The sequence below is a fragment of the Bacillus aquiflavi genome (assembly GCF_019915265.1).
GTDB classification, from domain to species: Bacteria; Bacillota; Bacilli; order Bacillales; family Cytobacillaceae; genus Bacillus_BT; species Bacillus_BT aquiflavi.
The window spans coordinates 2,937,222-2,952,088 of sequence record NZ_CP082780.1 but is presented as its reverse complement, the minus strand read 5'-3'; the positions used below and the strand labels follow the sequence as shown (position 1 = coordinate 2,952,088).

12 protein-coding genes are annotated in these 14,867 nt (G+C 35.1%); 6 read left to right on the top strand and 6 right to left on the bottom strand.

Annotation, left to right across the window (positions count from 1 at the left end):
* The first annotated feature begins 160 nt into the window (after nucleotides 1-160).
* The 6 genes from K6959_RS14380 to K6959_RS19910 all read left to right on the top strand — a co-directional run bounded on the left by K6959_RS14380 (nucleotide 161) and on the right by K6959_RS19910 (nucleotide 9,770).
* On the top strand, nucleotides 161-454 hold the full coding sequence (locus K6959_RS14380) for a WXG100 family type VII secretion target (protein WP_163243074.1): 294 nt from the start codon (nucleotides 161-163) through the stop codon (nucleotides 452-454).
* An 82-nt stretch (nucleotides 455-536) separates the two neighbouring features.
* Entirely contained in the window at nucleotides 537-776 is a 240-nt protein-coding gene (locus K6959_RS14375; RefSeq protein WP_163243073.1) for an ESX secretion system protein YukD, read from the top strand.
* Nucleotides 777-790: 14 nt separating this feature from the next.
* The gene (gene essB / locus K6959_RS14370; RefSeq protein WP_163243072.1) at nucleotides 791-2,122 is read left to right on the top strand and encodes a type VII secretion protein EssB; all 1,332 of its coding nucleotides are present in this window, start codon (nucleotides 791-793) and stop codon (nucleotides 2,120-2,122) included.
* 24 nt (nucleotides 2,123-2,146) lie between these two features.
* Nucleotides 2,147-6,625: a type VII secretion protein EssC gene (essC, locus tag K6959_RS14365; RefSeq protein WP_223086829.1), complete on the top strand. Its 4,479-nt coding sequence runs from the start codon at nucleotides 2,147-2,149 to the stop codon at nucleotides 6,623-6,625.
* Nucleotides 6,622-9,372, top strand: coding sequence for a type VII secretion protein EsaA (gene esaA, locus K6959_RS14360; RefSeq protein ID WP_223086828.1), 2,751 nt, complete (start codon nucleotides 6,622-6,624; stop codon nucleotides 9,370-9,372). Before essC ends, esaA begins: the two co-directional genes overlap by 4 nt.
* Before the next feature lie 152 nt (nucleotides 9,373-9,524).
* Nucleotides 9,525-9,770, top strand: a complete 246-nt coding sequence (locus K6959_RS19910) for a type VII secretion EssA family protein (protein WP_394373041.1) — start codon at nucleotides 9,525-9,527, stop codon at nucleotides 9,768-9,770.
* A 175-nt stretch (nucleotides 9,771-9,945) separates the two neighbouring features.
* Here the strand turns inward: K6959_RS19910 and K6959_RS14345 are convergent, their stop codons facing one another.
* From K6959_RS14345 to K6959_RS14325, 6 genes are all read right to left on the bottom strand, one after another.
* Complete coding sequence (locus tag K6959_RS14345; RefSeq protein WP_163243068.1) at nucleotides 9,946-10,680, bottom strand: YfjL-like protein; 735 nt, start codon at nucleotides 10,678-10,680, stop codon at nucleotides 9,946-9,948.
* Between the two features lie 161 nt (nucleotides 10,681-10,841).
* Nucleotides 10,842-11,255, bottom strand: coding sequence for a zf-HC2 domain-containing protein (locus tag K6959_RS14340; RefSeq protein ID WP_262421798.1), 414 nt, complete (start codon nucleotides 11,253-11,255; stop codon nucleotides 10,842-10,844).
* Nucleotides 11,248-11,742 carry an RNA polymerase sigma factor gene (locus K6959_RS14335; protein WP_163243066.1) on the bottom strand — a complete coding sequence of 165 codons (495 nt, stop codon included), beginning with the start codon at nucleotides 11,740-11,742 and terminating at the stop codon, nucleotides 11,248-11,250. The genes K6959_RS14340 and K6959_RS14335 overlap by 8 nt, the downstream gene beginning before the upstream one ends.
* Nucleotides 11,743-11,949: 207 nt before the next feature.
* Nucleotides 11,950-12,204: an alkaline phosphatase gene (locus K6959_RS19700; protein WP_316252499.1), complete on the bottom strand. Its 255-nt coding sequence runs from the start codon at nucleotides 12,202-12,204 to the stop codon at nucleotides 11,950-11,952.
* Nucleotides 12,205-12,226: 22 nt separating this feature from the next.
* Complete coding sequence (locus K6959_RS14330; RefSeq protein ID WP_316252498.1) at nucleotides 12,227-13,276, bottom strand: alkaline phosphatase; 1,050 nt, start codon at nucleotides 13,274-13,276, stop codon at nucleotides 12,227-12,229.
* 285 nt (nucleotides 13,277-13,561) lie between these two features.
* Nucleotides 13,562-14,863 (bottom strand): dihydrolipoamide acetyltransferase family protein, encoded by a 1,302-nt coding sequence (locus K6959_RS14325; RefSeq protein ID WP_163243064.1) that lies wholly within the window; start codon nucleotides 14,861-14,863, stop codon nucleotides 13,562-13,564.
* Between the last annotated feature and the right edge of the window lie 4 nt (nucleotides 14,864-14,867).

The following is a 14,867-nucleotide window of genomic DNA, read 5'->3' as shown; positions in this document are numbered from 1 at the left end:
ATTTTAAGGAGGTGATTTATTTTTTAAAGACGAGAGTATGTTTTTAAGCTAGATAGGTCTTTTTCACTATTTTACTAGAATATATAGTAGTAGTGATTGACTTTTATGAGTATTTTTATTACAATTGAGTTAAATTGAGGTAAAAGGAGAGATCATTTATATGTCAGGAATTATTCGCGTTACACCAGCAGAATTAGTAAGTATGTCAACTCGTTACAGCACTGAAAGCAGTCAAGTAGGTGACCAAATTAGTCGCCTAGATAATATGATTAAAGAACTAGAAGGTATGTGGGAAGGGGAAGCAAGCAGAGCATTTGCTGATCAATATACATCATTAAGACCTTCATTCCTTCAAATGCAAGAATTACTTCAAGACATTTCAACTCAGCTTAACAGCACAGCTAAAGCTCTTGAAGATGCTGACCAACAAATTGCAAGCCAAATTCGCGGTTAACTTCATCGGAATTGAATTAAGTGAAGAAGGAGCGCCATTCTCACAAGATGAAGGTGCTCCTTCGTTTTTGAGGTGAAAAGGCATGTATATCGAAGTCACAGTCGACTTAAAACATTACAAAAATGAAACATTTGACCTTCGGCTATCTAATTATCACTCTGTAAAAAAAGTGATTGATATTGTCTGGCAGGCCAAAACCATTTCTGAACCACCTCGCGAAGGGTATTGGGTACGTATCCCTAACAAGCAGATTGTCCTATCCGGAAACGATAAACTAGTGGATTACGGAATTACTACAGGAGACCGTATTGAAATTTTATGAAGGAGTCTATCGGAATGTCAGAAAAAAAACAAACGTATCTGGAGCAGCAGCTTGAAGCCGTTATTAAGAAAGAAAATAATAAATACACGTTTACCTTTCAAAGAGGGAAAATCAAACTAGATGATGCAATTGAAATGGATATGCTGAAGGAAATTGACCCTTCCATCCAAAAGGAAATTATTTTGACGGATGATGAACTAAACCTCATTATTCAACTACCTTCAAACTACTTAAACTTTTTCAATTTAAAAAATAAAGATGAAAAAAGCAAATGGATTTTCGCGCATCAGCTTGTAAAAAAGGTTCAAAATCATTCACTTTCTAGGCTGCATTTAGTTGTTTGTCCAGAAAATATTGTCCTTGATCAAAGTTTAACACCTTATTTTCTTCATTATGGAGTGAAAGAAAGTCTGCCTCCTTATGAAAGAGATTCTGATAAGCTTTGGCATGAAGTAAAAGCAACAGTAGCAGCTGCTGTCGATGGAAAATATACTTTTAATGAATATTTTAATTTTTATAAAACGATAGAACTTTCACCATTGGCAACTAAATTGATGACAGCTAAAGATGAAGAAGAGCTTTTACAATTAATATTCGAAAATATGAAACAGCTCGAGAAAAAAGAAAAGACACTTGTTCATATTACGAAGAAGAAATGGAATATTACACGCTATATAGCCCTAGGGCTGTTTATTTGTTTATTGCCAGCTATCATATATACATTATATTCTCTAATTTTTTTACAGCCTAAACAGACAGCATTTGTAAAAAGCCAAGAATATTTCTTAAAGGATAAATATAGTGAAGTTGTCAGTACGTTAGCTGATTATAAAGTAGATGATATGCCTAATGTTGTTTTATATGAATTAGCTTTATCGTACGTTATTAATGAATCCTTAACAGAAGAACAAAGAGAATATGTCCAAACAACCATTACACTGCAATCTGATCCTCAATACTTAAAGTACTGGATCCATATAGGAAGAGGAAGTGCGAAGAAAGCGTTAGAGATAGCTCGTACATTAGAGGATAGAGATTTAATTGTATTTGCGCTTATAAAATACCGGGAAGCAGTTAAGGCAGACGATAAATTAAAGAGTGAAGAAAAACAAGAAGAAATTAAGAAAATAGAAGCCGAAATAGAGGAATATAAGAAACAAAAAGAAGCTGAAGAGGAAGAAGTAAAGCGGAAACAAGAAGAAGAGCAAAAAGCTGAACAGGAAAATGCTGGCCAAGCAACAACAGAACAGCCAGCAGAAGAACAACCAGCAGAAGAACAGCCAGCTGAGCAAACTGATGCTCCTGAGCAGCAAGAATCAGAAGAAGCTTCTACAGAATCTAATTAAAGTTGCTTTACAGGGGGTGATTGAATGAATAATCTCTGGGTATTTCATGATCGAAATTATCAGAAATTGCCTATTAGTGAGGCACCATTTCGTCCTTTAACGATAGGTCCTAACATCGAGGAGAAAATCACAGTCAGAAAATTTCCTTTTACGAACGGGCCATTAACAATTGATAAAGACGGTCATGAGTTCATCGTTATACAAAATGAGAAACAAATCGGAAAAGTAACGACGGAGACGCCATTTGAACTAAATGACAATGAGAAAACGTTAGTAATCTATCTAACTTCAGCTAGTGAAGACATTAAAACTTATTATTTAGGGTATGATCAAGAGATTACATTTTCTGATGATGACAAAGACGCGATGTTTTATAAAGGTCACAAATCTTTCCTCCAAAATGGAGAAAGTTCCTTTACTCTCACAAATACAAATGGATGTTGGACAGCTTCACTCGGAAAAGGTGTTCTTTATCTAAACGGTCAGAGGATTTCTAGCAGTGTGAAATTGGAGGTTGGCGATCTTCTATTTTGGCCTTTTATGACGATTCGTCTTCTAGAGGATGATCTTATTCAAATAACAAGTTTAGAAGATTACAATACAACTCTTCCTTTAACAGAACAGCCTAAATCCGAAATGAGTAAAAAATATCCGATTTATCGCCGTACTCCAAGAATGGTCTATGACCTTCCTGATGAAAAAGTTTCTTTGAGCTTTCCATCACAGGAAGCGGAAGATCCCAATCGGGGATTATGGCTCATTATTTTACCGCCCCTTATGATGTTAATTGTGATGGGAATCGTAGCTCTAGTTCATCCAAGGGGAATTTTTATTATCATTTCCATTGTAATGTTTATTACAACGTTATTCACCTCTACGGTACAGTTTTTTAAAGACAAAGCAAACCAAAAGCGGAGACAAGAAAAACGTCGTAGAGTTTATACGATTTATCTTGAAAATAAACGACGTGAATTACAGGAGTTAGCTGAAAAGCAACGACACGTGCTTTATTTCCATTTTCCTTCATTTGAACGGATGAAATATTTAACTGAACAAATCTCTGATCGGCTTTGGGAACGGACTCTTGACAGTTCAGATTTTCTTCAGTTCCGTCTTGGTACAGGAACCGTTCCATCTAGCTATCAAATTTCTCTTAATTCCGGTGATATGGCGAATCGGGAAATTGATGATTTGTTAGAGCAATCTCAGTTAATGGAGAGGGTTTACCGACAAATTGATGATGTTCCGATTATTGCCAATTTATCACAAGGCCCAATGGGTTTAATCGGAAAAGAATCGATTGTAAAAAAGGAAATTCATCAAATTATTGGTCAATTAGCATTTTTCCATAGCTATCATGATTTAAGATTTGTGTTTATTTTAAATGAAGAGGACTATGAACAATGGGAGTGGGTTAAGTGGCTTCCGCATTTTCAACTGCCTCATGCTTACGCAAAAGGTTTAATTTACAATGAGCAATCACGTGATCAATTGCTTTCATCTATTTATGAAATTTTGCGTGAACGTGATTTAGATGAGAATAAGGGGAAAATTCGCTATACACCTCATATTGTTTTTATTGTGACTAATCATGAACTCATTTCTGATCATGTCATTTTAGAGTATTTAGAAGGTGAGCATGCGGCTCTTGGAATATCAGTTATTTTCGCAGCAGACGCAAAGGAAAGTTTGACAGAAAATATTTATACACTTGTTCGTTATATCAATGACGAAGAAGGAGATATTCTGATACAAGAAAAAAAGGCAGTTCAAATTCCGTTTAAGCTTGATCAGCACCAACACAAAGGAAATGAGCAGTTTGCTCGGATGCTTAGAACGCTTGACCATCAAATTGGAATGACAAACTCCATTCCAAAGAGTGTTAGCTTTTTAGAAATGTTTAGTGCAAAAGAAGTAGATGAACTTCCGATAAAAGAAAACTGGTTAACACAAGAGTCTTCAAAGTCGTTAGCTGTGCCAGTCGGTTTAAAGGGGAAAGAAGATGTTGTTGAATTAAACCTTCATGAAAAGGCTCATGGTCCGCATGGACTGCTTGCAGGTACAACCGGATCGGGAAAAAGTGAATTTTTACAAACGTATATATTATCACTTGCTGTTCACTTTCATCCGCATGAAGTTGCATTTTTACTTATTGACTATAAGGGAGGCGGCATGGCGCAGCCTTTTAAAAATATGCCCCATCTTCTCGGTACAATTACGAACATTGAAGGAAGCAAGAACTTTAGTATGCGGGCGCTTGCCTCTATAAAAAGTGAATTGAAACGGCGTCAGCGCTTATTTGATCAATATCAAGTTAACCATATTAATGATTATACTGACCTTTACAAGCGTAATAAGGCAGATAAACCGCTTCCTCATTTGTTTTTAATTTCAGATGAGTTTGCTGAATTAAAGAGTGAGGAGCCTGAATTTATTCGGGAGCTAGTTAGTGCGGCTCGAATTGGGCGCAGCTTAGGTGTTCATTTAATTTTAGCTACACAAAAACCAGGAGGAATCATTGACGAGCAAATTTGGAGTAACGCTCGTTTTAGAGTTGCATTAAAAGTACAAGATGCAAACGATAGTAAAGAGATTTTGAAAAATGCTGATGCCGCATCAATTACGGTGATTGGACTAGGATACCTTCAAGTAGGGAATAATGAAGTATACGAGTTGTTTCAATCGGCTTGGAGTGGTGCACCATATTTGGAAGAAACATCTGAAGCTGAGGATGAAGTAGCATTAGTTACCGATCTTGGTCTCATTCCATTATCGGCTGTTTCGTCACATAAGCAGAGTAAGAAAAAAGATGTAGAAACTGAAATAGAAGTTGTTGTAAATAAAATCGAAGCCTTGCAAAAGGAAATGGGTATCGAAAAGCTTAATAGCCCATGGTTACCTCCTTTAGCAAGCCAATTATCACGGAAAAATTATTCTTCTCCGAACGATGACGAAATTTATTTTGCTATGATCGATGAACCGGAGAAACAAAGTCAGTCGCCATTTGGATATACCGTAATAGAAGATGGAAATATTGGTATTTTTGGTTCCTCTGGTTACGGTAAATCACAATCGGTTATCACACTTCTTCTAGGTATTGCTTCAAGATTAAGTCCGGAAGAAGCCCATTATTATTTATTTGATTTTGGTAACGGAACCTTATTGCCGTTAAGACAACTTCCGCATACCGCTGACTACTTTATGGTAGATCAAGTACGGAAGATAGAGAAATTTATGCGAATTTTACGTGATGAAATTGCAAAAAGAAAGCAGCAGTTTCAACAGTTGGAAGTAAGCAGTATTAAAATGTTCAATGCCCTTAGTGAAGAAAAGCTACCTCTTCTTTTTATTACAATTGACAATTTTGATATTGTCAAAGAGGAGATGCAAGATCTTGAAACGCAGATTAACCAGTTTGCCCGAGATGGTCAATCACTTGGGATTTATATGATTTTTACAGCTACACGAGTAAACTCGATTCGTCAATCATTAATGAATAACTTAAGAACAAAAGTAGTTCATTATTTGATGGATAGTACTGAGGCGTTTTCTGTTATCGGGAGAGTTCCGTTTGCACATGAACCGATTCCTGGTCGAGCAATTATTAAAAAGGATGAAGCTTATTTTTTACAAGTGTTTTTACCTGCTGATGGTAAAGATGATTATGAACTAATGGATAATATTAAACAGGAAATCCAACTGCTAAAAGAAAAATATAAAGGATTAAAAACACCAGTACCTGTTCCAATGCTTCCATCAGAATTGACAATGAAAAACTTTGCACAGTATGTAGAAGAAGTTGAAAAGCCGGGTCATATTCCAATTGGATTAGATGAAGAATTTGTCATGCCAGTTTATATCAACTTTGTTAAAAAAAATCATTGTCTAGTAGTTGGCCAAGCACAAAAAGGAAAAACGAATGTTATCAAAGTGATCTTAAATAAGGCAATCCAGCAAGGGACTGAAACGATCGGACTTTTTGATTCTTTTGATCGCGGCTTGTCCAGCTATGTTGGAGAAAAAAATGTTTCGTATATAGAAACAAAAGAGCAAATTACCGAGTGGCTCGACAATGTAGAAAAGCTGCTTTTACAAAGAGAAGAGAAATATTTACAAGGAATTCAGCAAGGAAATGTATCGGCAAGCTTTGACCCAGTTTATCTTGTTATCGATGGCTACTCTCGATTTGCGCAAACACTTGATAACTTATTGCAAGAACGAATGGCAAAATTAATAAAGAACTATAGTCATTTAGGCTTTAATGTGATTGTATCTGGAAATAATAATGAACTTTCAAAAGGATTCGACTCCTTTACAACTGAAATTAAACAAATCCGCCAAGCTCTTGTATTAATGAAAAAATCAGAACAAACATTATTCACACTTTCTTACAACCGTAAGGAAGAAGAAATTCATCCAGGCTTTGGATATTACGTGATCAACGGAAAGGAAATAAAGATTCAAATTCCTTTATGTGTCACTGAAAGGAAGATCTACACATGACGGATAAAACAAAATATATAATCAAAATGATTTTAGTCGTGTTCCTTATTATAGCCACACCTGTTTTGTTTTTTAGTTCGATTGGCGGTAATCCGATGCAGCAAGCTAAAGACCATACATCTAGAACAAACGCAGTTGTAAACGAAGATATGGGAGTAAGTAAAGAAGAAGAAGCATTACAATTAGGAAATGATGTCGCCGCTATTCTAGCGGACGATTCAGATTTTGAATGGACGGTGCTGAGCAGAAGTGCTGCCGAAAATGGGCTGCAATCGTTAAAATATGATGCTGTTGTTTATATCCCGTCTGATTTTTCAACAAGCATTATGACATACGATGAAGAGCAACCAGCTAAGGCTAAATTCAAATATAAAGTACAAGCTCAACTAAATGCATTAAATCGGGAAAAAGTTCTTAGGGAAATAGGACATGCAACAAACCGTGTGAATCATAAAATGTCATCTCTTTATTGGAATTATATCTCTCAAGATATGGATAATATTCGAAAAGAATTTGATAAAGTTCTTAAAAAAGAGATAGATTTTCCAAAAACAATGGCTGCTTTCTATAAACCTAGTTCAAAAAATCTTGCTGAAGAAATAGATCAACAAAGGAAAATGTTAGAGCAACTTCGATCTACAATGAAGCAGAATGAAGAAAGCTCTCCAAACAGACAAAGTAACGTACAACAATTCGAAGAAAGTTTGACAGCCTTTGTTACATATGTTGACGAGTACAAAACGTATCAAGATCATCAGCAACAGTTGTTAGCGAAATTACAAGAAGAAAATATTATCATGATTCAACAGACAAATCAAAATCCAACGTATGTAGATTCAAAGGGAATGTTTGATCAAAATAGTACGAAGTTTTCTTCAGAGATGAAAAATATTGAAGGACAGCTTAAAGAAAAAAATAAAACTCTAAATAGCCTTTCTACTATTAGACAGGAACAAGTTGAACGACAAACAAATGAATTAGTTGGGTATATTGTTGGAAAAGATCATGTGAATCTGGATAAACTTCAAAAGAATATGCTTCCTTTAAGAGATCAATTATTGAAACAGCCAGAACAACCTGGAGAACCACAGCCTGGAGAACCACAGCCAGGGGAACCGCAACCTGGGGATGGGGATCAAAACAATCAAGAAATTAATTTAGAGGAAGAAAGAAAAAAGTTACTAGATATTATTAAGCAAATTGATACAATAAGCAAATCGCTTACTCCGATTGATGGGACAGAGCAGGCTCGAGAAGATTTAGGTGAAGTGAATAATCAAATTTCTGGGGTTGAAGAACAGCTAGGTGTTAAAAGTGATGCTTATAAACAGTTGATAGATCAGCTTAAAGCGGATTATGAAAAAGCACTTGAAGAAAATAATAAATTAAACGAGAAAATTCAATCATTTTCTCATAATGTACAAGAAGTAGTTAATAAAATTAAAGAGAAAGAACAAAGGATTTTAGCCTCCAAAGTTTTATCTAAAGAAAGAAAAGAAATTTTAGAGCCTTATTTTGCACAAGAAATTAATAGTACAAATTTAGTCGATATTACAAATTACTATTCATATATTTCTATATATGACTTCGTTCTCAATGGTGTAGGTCAAGAAGGTGGAACAGAAGATCTAAAAGCAACTGTAAACAAAATTGTTTCCGTAAAAGAAAATGAACAAAATGTGTGGGATGAACTTGAAGAAGGTCTTCCGTCAGCTGAAAGCGGAATGAGTGCATTACAAGAACAATTTACTGGATTTGCATCAGAGTATAGTAAAAAGTTAGAAGAACAACAGTCAGGAATTACACAAGATTTAACATCAATCCAAGAAAGTGCTCACTCTGTGTTGAGTAAAATTCATGAATCTAACTTACCTACTGATGGTCATGGAAGCGGTACTTCGGTATTGTCGGGTCAGAAGGGTATCGGTCACGAGTTATTGATGATGAACGAATGGGTAAATTCTCTTGGACAGAGACAAGATGATATCGTTTCTTACACAGGTGATTTGCAAAGTAAAGTACAAAATGTCCAAAAAGATGCTGATACCCTTAATACGAAGTGGGGTAAAAATGTCGAAACGACTAAAATGGTAAGAGACGATATATTTAACGTTTTAGGAAATGCATTTGTTGACGGGCAAAACAACGGTTATGTGTATGATTATTTAGCGAATCCACTCAAGATAGATGGTGAAGCACCGATTAAAAAGGAAGAGAAAAAAGTTCCACCTGTTGTCATCTTAGTGATCGTTCTTATTAGCAGCTTGCTGATTGGATTTTTTACTCACTATTTTAAAGGTGCATCCTTCCTTGTACAAGGATCATTATTTACTCTGTTAAGTTTAATCGTTGGACTGATCATCAGCTTGTTTGGATTAAATATTTATTCACTAGGTGAAGAACGTGCAATCGAGTGGTCAATATTTACGATTCTACTCGTTACAGCGAGTGCAGCGCTCATTCGTGCTGCATTTACAATCGGCCAATTTATCGGCTGGATTGCAAGCATGGCGCTTATATTGTTCTTCGTTAGCCCGTTACTCGATCTAACAGTACCAAACTTTCACTATAAAGATCCGATGTCGGAAGTTTACATGTCTATTCAATATGGGACGGAAACTCTTTTCTGGCAAGGAGTTACAGTATTAGGGATTGTGATTATTAGTTTGTTGCTTGCCTCGATTGCAATGAGACTATTAAGAAATGCACGCATTGATAGGGAAGAGGAACATACGAATGAAATGTAATGGGTTTAGTAAAAAATTTGTTATTCTGTTCGTGATGATTTTTATTTTGTCTACCGGAAAAGCAGGCATGGCAGAAACAAATATTGATGAAATAAAACCCAAAACCCAATGTATATGAAAAAAAAAAGAGTTCAAAAAAAAACACAGAACTTCTGCATGAAAAATCACTTTCTGAGAGAAAGTATGCTATTCCAGAGGAACAAAAGGAGCTTACTTTTAAAAGACAAGAGATAAAACCGATAGAAGAAGTTAAAAATCAGTTATTCATCGGCAGTGAGAAACAAAATAATTCGATCATCGCTCAAACTGAAAAGCTGCAGTTATTTTCAGAAAAAGAAAGCGACTTCTTAATTGAAGAGGAAGAGGAAATAAAAAAAAAGGGTCCACTTCTAAGTTAACCTTTTTATATATCTTCTTGCTCGTTATCGGATTAATTGTCATATTCGCACTGCTAATTCCAAAAATGGCACATGGAAGTGTTGTTCAAGAAGGTAAAAATCCTTCTAAATTAACATCCCCTAAAAGTAGGTAACTACTTTTAGGGATGTTTTTGTTTAACAGGACAAAATGCTATTATTGTACCTCTTTCATATCTTTTAACTGTAGGTTCGTGTCTTTGTTAAAGGATAAAGCATACTTTACATAGCCAAGCTCATCTTTCATTCCTATATCGTTTTCAATCATATTTCCATTAATATTGACTGAGTTGTAATGATAGTTAGCTGAATTTAATGCTTTTTGAATCGCTTGCGATGCATTGAATATCTCCTCTTTACTTGCATGAGTTGCATCAAGGACGATATGAATATCAAAAGGTTTTTCTAACTTCAATTTTTTGTCCCATACTGTATTTTTATCATACTTTCCTGTTAAAATTTCTAAATAAACTTCAACATGTTTAATTGTACTTATATTTTCTTTTAATAATGTAGTAATTTCTGCAGCGGCCTCGCGACTTAGCTTTTCCATTAGTTTTGTGTCTAAATTTTCATAGTAGATCCCATCATAGCTTACTTTTGGTTTTAAAAATCCTCGCAGACGAAATTCATATTGATCTGGCTCATTTTCTGTTTTCATCTCTGCTCCAATTTGGACAACATTAAACACATACTCACTAAACTTAAAATCATAAAAGCCCTCTCGGATATTGAATTCTTTATCTGGATATTGCTCTAGTAAATAATTTTTTAACACTTGTTGAGACATATATTTACTAAGCGGATTGCCATTAAATGATTGATAAACAAAAAACACAAATCCGATAAGGATAAATAGCACGACGATATAAATCATTTTCTTTTTCTTCACATCCATCAACCTCTTTCCTTTAACTTTAAAATCAATAGACCAATTAGACTTCCGATAAAAAAGCAAATAAAAGATGGGAAAACCCAAGTAAAATTGCTCCCTGGAATGAAAAAAATATTTCCTTTATTCCGAGATTTCCTTCAGTCGCTCCTGTTGAAAATTCAAAAATATGAGTTCCCAGCGACCAGAGGAAAATAGGTGTAAAAGCAATTAAAAAAATCATTTTTCATATCTTTATAAAATAAATAAGTAATGAGCCCTAAAATTGTATACGATAAAATAAACCCAAAGCTTTCATTTAGCAAAGATGTTTGAATGGCAAAAATAAACGATAAGGTAACAAAAATAATTTGATAGAGAGAGAGTTTGCGATTAATTTGTTTAAACATCTTTTTTTGATCAACTGTAGACTCAACAGGTTCTTTGACAATTGAATCTTTTGAAAGTGCTGCAAGCTCTTTACAATGCTCACACTGCTCAAGATGTTCTTCAAGCCACTTTGTCGTTTCAACACTTAACAATCCTTCACTGTATAGAGGTAATAAATCTTCAACAATAAAAAATGCTTTATCCATGAAACCCCTCCATTTCCTTTTGCAGTTTCAGCTTCGCACGGTGATAGGCTACTCGTGTGTAATTTTCACTTTTTCCTATTAATTCTCCAATTTCTTTAAAGGATAGTTCTCCATAAATACGATACGTTACGATTTCCTTTGAAAGTGAATCTAATTGATTAATTTGTTCGAGAAGTTTTCCGCTTCTCTCTTTGATCATTAGCTCTTCTTCTAATGAGTTCGTTTTTTTATCCTCCTTTGAAAGAGTTTCTACTAATTTTTTGCGATATTTTTTTGAGCGATAATACTTCTTTAATAAATTGTTTGCAATAGAGAAAAGCCAAGTTTGAATCGTTGATTTGCCAGCAAAAGAATTAAATCCCTTCATCGCTTCATAGAAAGTATCATGAGTTAGGTCTTCTGCCGTATTTTGATCTAAAGTTTTTACATAGAAGAAGGAATAAATTTTTGGTTGAATATCTTTGTAAAGTTCCTCAAGCTCTTTCACGGTGCCTCTCCCTTATTTAGTTCTTAAATAGATGGGCATCATCTATATCCGTCTTTCACAATATTAGTACCATCATATCTCATTTCGTTACAAACTTTTTTAAAAATTACAAAAAAAAAGAAGCTTTGTTAAAGAGGGCTTTAACAAAGCTTTTTTAAAGGAAAGGAAATAAATCTACATAAGTTGTCGTTAATTAAAGTTGTATTGTTAGAATGCGATTTTCATTTTCATCGCTTTCGCAATTAATTTAGGGAGATCTGTATTGTCATGTAATCCGCTAAACAAGCTAGAGCTCGGTCCAAAGGCATAGAGCGGGACATCTGTACCTGTATGACCTGTACTAGTCCAACCAATGATTGCTCGTTCTGAAATGATTTCATTGATGGCAGTTGCAGGTTTCTCAGCTTCGATAATACGATTAACTTCTTTATCAGTTAAGTCAATATTCGTATATTTTTTCACAATGTCATGTGCATTTGAACGATTAGCATTTTAGCATTAATTCGCTTGCCATAAAGTCACCAGTTGCTGTTACATTACGCAGAATGTCTATGTTTGCTGATGATTTGCCGTAACCTCCAACTGACATACCGCCAGTATCATGATCACCAGCAACGATAACTAATGTGTTTTGATCCATTTCAGCAAAATGGATTGCTTCTTGTAAAGCCTTTTCAAATGCTTCGACATCCTTCATTGCCCATGCAGGATCGTGTGCATGGCCAGCCCAGTCAATTTGGCTTCCTTCAACCATTAAGAAGAAACCATTTTTGTTATTTTGTAACACTTCGATTGCTTTTCTAGTCATTTCGGCAAGACTTGGTTCATCTGTTTCATCCCGATCTAATTCAGGAGCCATACCGTTATCCGCAAATAGACCGATTAATTTATCTGTTTCTGTTTTTTGTACATTTGCTAATTTATCGCGATTTTCAACAAGTTTGTATCCGTCTTTTTGTGCTTTTTCTAAAAGCGATTCAGAGAAAAATTTTTTCCCGCCTCCAAGGAGTACGTCAACATCGTTTTCAATAAGCTGCGGAGCAATTTCTTCTTCGTTTGAGCGTGACGCTACATGTGAAGCGAATACAGCAGGTGTAGCATGTGTAATCGTAGAGGTCGCAACTAAACCAGTTGCTTTTCCTTTGTCTTCAGCAGCTTCAAGGATAGTGTATAGCTCTTTACCATCTGGGGAAATGCTAATCATACCATTGTTTGTCTTTTCGCCTGTCGCCATTGCTGTTCCAGCAGCGGCGGAATCAGTTACTTCAGAATTTGCCGAATGTGTTTTCATCATTCCGACTAACATCGAGTCCATGACAGATTCTTCCCCTTTATACCAGCGATAATTAGTTGCGTATGAAGAAGAAAAACCATCAGGAATCATAAAAATGACGTTTTTTACTTTACCATTATGGTAGTCCGTTTTTGCATTAGCTGGGGATGAAGGTAACGTGTCAACAAGAAAAATTCCAATGATTAATGATGATACGATCGTAAGAAGCAATAGTTTTTTAGTAAAAGCCTGTTTAACCATTCTACTCCCTCCCATAGGTATCTTTCATCATCATTATAGTTTGTTATTGTTTTAGGCTTGTTAAGAGGGGATTAGATTATGATTAATGTATTGTAAACTGTGATCATGACATTCGCTTAAAAAGGTATAATCGGTAAAATAATGAAGTTTTAACAAGGTGAGAACTAGGGGGAATAGATCATTTTTTTGATTTATGGGGTTATTATTCTTGTGAGTCAGTTTCATATAATAAGCATAGTCCTGAAATAAAAAGGGATAGCCATCGATCTGGCTATTCCTTCGTAATTATTTTATTAAATCTATAAATAGTAAATCGGGATCGCTAATAAATTCTTTTAAATTGTTTAATGCTTTTTGAGCTAATGCTCCATCAATTAAACGATGGTCATAGCTTAATGATAACGGCATCATCGATCCAATTGTGATTTGATCATTCACTACAATCGGCTTTTTATCAATTCTTCCGATGCCAATGATGCTTGCCTCTGGATAGTTAATGATTGGCGTGAACCATGCGCCTTTTTCAGATCCAATATTTGAAATCGTGCAAGTTGCGCCTTTCATTTCGGTCATTTTTAGTTTTCCTGTTCTAGCTTTATCCGATAATTCGCTAATTTCATTTGCAATTGTAAAAAGTGATTTCTTGTCTGCATTTTTAATAACGGGTACGAGAAGACCATTTTCTGTATCTATTGCAATGCCAATATGATAGCCTTCTTTTAACACAATTTCATTCGTTTCGCCATCGAGTGATGCATTGAGGAGTGGATATGATTTAAGTGTAAGTGTTAATGCTTTTACAATATAAGCTAAATAGGTTAGTTTAATACCTTGTATTTCGGCGTGTTTCTTAAATTTAGTCCGATGTTTCACTAAAGCATCTACATTTACTTCATCAAAATGAGTAACATGTGGAATGGCAGTTTTTGAATGGACCATTGCTTTAGCGATGACATTTCTAATTCCTGTTAACGGTATTCGGTGTTCATTTTTTTCTTTTTTTACTACTGTAGTGGCTTCAATCGCTTTTTTGACATCCTCAATGACAATCCGTCCCCCGATTCCAGTAGGTGTCACATCTTCTAAGTTAACATTGTTTTCACGTGCAAATTTTCTTACTGAAGGAGCCGCACGGTACGTATGCTTGTCGCTCTTTTCTACCGGATTCGTTTTTATTCGTTTAACAGCATTCAACAAGTCTTCTTCTGTTAATTTTCTGTTTGCTTTTGATGGTTTCATTTCGCGCCAATTGAGACCAAGCTCTTTCGCTCGTTTTTTTATTCGAGGTGTTGCAATGACATTTATCTCTTCTGAAATCGTCTCGTGCTGTTGATTCTTTAAGTTGGTTTCAGTAGTTTCAATCGTAACTAATATATCCCCAACAGCGGCTACATCCGCTCGTTTTTTTACGATTTCTTTAATGATTCCATCTTCTGGTGCTTCAATTTCATTGACAGCTTTTTCTGTTTGCACTTCGACAATTACATCGTTCTTTTTTACAGTATCACCTTCGGAAACATGCCAAAACACGATAACGCTCTCATTATGTTCCTCCGAAACTTGTGGTAATTTCACTTCTATTAACATGGCT

Coding starts and splice junctions, on each gene's coding strand:
- K6959_RS14380 (WP_163243074.1), top strand. CDS start 161: ATGTCAGGAATTATTCGCGTTACACCAGCAGAATTAGTAAGTATGTCA.
- K6959_RS14375 (WP_163243073.1), top strand. CDS start 537: ATGTATATCGAAGTCACAGTCGACTTAAAACATTACAAAAATGAAACA.
- essB (WP_163243072.1), top strand. CDS start 791: ATGTCAGAAAAAAAACAAACGTATCTGGAGCAGCAGCTTGAAGCCGTT.
- essC (WP_223086829.1), top strand. CDS start 2,147: ATGAATAATCTCTGGGTATTTCATGATCGAAATTATCAGAAATTGCCT.
- esaA (WP_223086828.1), top strand. CDS start 6,622: ATGACGGATAAAACAAAATATATAATCAAAATGATTTTAGTCGTGTTC.
- K6959_RS14340 (WP_262421798.1), bottom strand. CDS start 11,255: ATGGATAAAGCATTTTTTATTGTTGAAGATTTATTACCTCTATACAGT.
- K6959_RS14330 (WP_316252498.1), bottom strand. CDS start 13,276: ATGGTTAAACAGGCTTTTACTAAAAAACTATTGCTTCTTACGATCGTA.
- K6959_RS14325 (WP_163243064.1), bottom strand. CDS start 14,863: ATGTTAATAGAAGTGAAATTACCACAAGTTTCGGAGGAACATAATGAG.